At 59.8% G+C, this 2163-nt stretch carries 2 protein-coding genes; both read left to right on the top strand.

Annotated elements, in window-relative coordinates:
• Window positions 1-261 precede the first annotated feature (261 nt).
• Window positions 262-687, top strand: coding sequence for a hypothetical protein (locus NW852_RS01175; RefSeq protein ID WP_414365478.1), 426 nt, complete (start codon window positions 262-264; stop codon window positions 685-687).
• 258 nt (window positions 688-945) lie between these two features.
• Window positions 946-1992, top strand: coding sequence for a hypothetical protein (locus NW852_RS01170; protein WP_414372494.1), 1047 nt, complete (start codon window positions 946-948; stop codon window positions 1990-1992).
• Window positions 1993-2163 lie beyond the last annotated feature (171 nt).

Raw genomic sequence — 2163 nt, 5'->3', positions numbered from 1 at the left:
GGGTGCTATCCATCCCCACCGTATAGACGGTGGGGAATTCCGCACCTTACGTTAACTTCCTCCCATGGGATCTTAAGCTGGGCGGCGCGGCGATGGCCCTTGTTGGGGCCTACCCTTGAAAAAACAGCGGCCATCTGGCCCGGTCAGCCCTTTTTGGGAACAATACAAGCAGGCGAGGAAGGACATCCCAATTTTGTCCAAGGGGCGTTCTGAGGCAGAAGCATGAGGTACGCGAAACGAAGCAAAAGAATTGGCTTGATCATGGCCGCTTTGTCAGCCTGGGTGGGTGGACACCGTGCTGTCGCTCAGCCTGCCTTTCAGACGGTGCCGCTGCCGCGCCTGCCGGTGGGTGTGGATCAATCGGTTTTCGATCGCCCGGTGGCTCGCTTCAACCCCAACCTGCCTGCCGAGCTGGTGATCCGCAATCGTACCGGCCTGCCTCTGGAATACGGCTTTACCGATCCGCGCCAGGACATCTCGGAACTTCCGCCGGGAGAAACGCTGCGCATAGGCAATCTACCCATCCCCAATTGCATGGCCATCAACACGCCAATGTTGGCTCCGGTGGGCTACCGGGTGAGCGTGGATCCCTTGAATGTCATCACTGTAGAAGTGCGCCTGGTCAACGATGTCTCCGGCGACCATTGTCTCGATTTACAAGAGACAGGCGCTATTTTCGTGAATTGATGCCAGCTTGAACGGGCAAAATGTAGCCTCTGGGCTTTCGCGGCTGCCTTCTCAACCTTGCCCTAGGCGTTAGATGGCAGTTAACCTTACCTAAATCTGACACTGGGGTTGGGTCTAGGGGAGAGCCAGGCGGAGGTGTAGGCGTATCGACAGCAATCGACCCCTGTGACAGGATGCAAACAGGAGGTCTAGGTTGACTTTGCTCCGCCTCTGGGCTACTCACCTATAGGCCAGCTTAACCTTATTTTGGATGGTCTCATGAGCGATAACTTGTATTCTTGGTTTCCCCGTGCCTTGCTGATCGGCGCTGCTGTTGTGGGGTTGTCGGGCCTGCCGGCAAGGGCTCAGCAAATTACGGATCCCAACCCGGCTCAAGCGGCCACTAATGTGGAGCCCACCTCGCCGATCTCCGCTTCTTTTCGTAGCCAAGATGGGGTCAGCGTGCGCCCGGAGACGGTGCGGGTTTTTCTGGACGGCAAAGATGTTACTGCTGAGTCGGTGATTACCCGGGATTTCTTCACCTACCGTCCTGCCCAGCCCTTGCCGCCGGGACGGCGGGAAGTCCTGCTGGAGTTCACCAACACCCAGGGGGTGACCCGCCGTGTTACCTGGAGCTTCACCGTGGGTAGCCCCGTCCGCGCCTCTATCGACCTGGTGGATCACAACGCCGGCAATCGCCCCTTGGCCGCGGGCGAGATCCTGCTGGTAACTGTCAAGGGCACTCCCTCCAGCCGAGTAACCGTTTACCTTGTCCAGGACGGACGGCAGGTGCAAACTCTGCCAGCTCAGGAAGTTTCCAGCGGCACCTATGTGGTCAATGCCTTGATTGAGCCGAAGGATACTACCCGTGAGGGGATCGTCATCGCTCGCTTAGAAAACAACGGCCAGGTGCGCTTTATGACTGCAGAGCATCCGGCCCGCCTGATCGAGGGGGCTACTGGGGGGATCCAGCGGCTCACCACCCAAGAGGTTTCCGCGACGATCAGCCCCTCCAGCCTGCTGCCCCAGATCACCAACTTGCGCGATGGGGATCGGGTTGCCGGCTCTTCCTTTACGCTGCAGGGCACCACGGCTCCCAATGCTTCCGTGCGGGTGAATGTAACGGCTTCGACCTCGCTGGGGGGCATCATCAGCGCCCAACAGACGGTGACCAACCAAACCGTGCAAGCCGATGCCCAAGGCCGCTTCACCGTTACGGTGCGGCCGCCCATTCCGGCCTCCGGCACCGTGTATCAGATCAATCTCACGGCCACCTCTGGCAACCAAACCAGCCCGACGGTGACCTTGCGCCTCACCCAGCAGTAGGCTGTCCACTTAGTTGGACTGAGGTTGTCGGCCTGCCGGTCTGGCAGTGGCGGCCAAGCTCCCCTCTCCCTCTGGGAGAGGGGCTGGGGGTGAGGGCTCACCTCTGGGAGAGGGGCTGGGGGTGAGGGTCAATCGGAAGGCGGCTGAGAGACTTTTGGGTTCTCAGAGTTT

Origin of the sequence: Synechococcus sp. H60.1, from assembly GCF_047462335.1 — a bacterium.
Lineage (GTDB): Bacteria > Cyanobacteriota > Cyanobacteriia > Thermostichales > Thermostichaceae > Thermostichus.
Note: the sequence above shows the minus strand (reverse complement) of the source record. Positions and strands in the feature narration are given on the sequence as shown.

Excerpts from the sequence above, each read along its gene's own strand:
- NW852_RS01170 (WP_414372494.1), top strand. The coding sequence starts at position 946 with ATGAGCGATAACTTGTATTCTTGGTTTCCCCGTGCCTTGCTGATCGGC.
- NW852_RS01175 (WP_414365478.1), top strand. The coding sequence starts at position 262 with ATGGCCGCTTTGTCAGCCTGGGTGGGTGGACACCGTGCTGTCGCTCAG.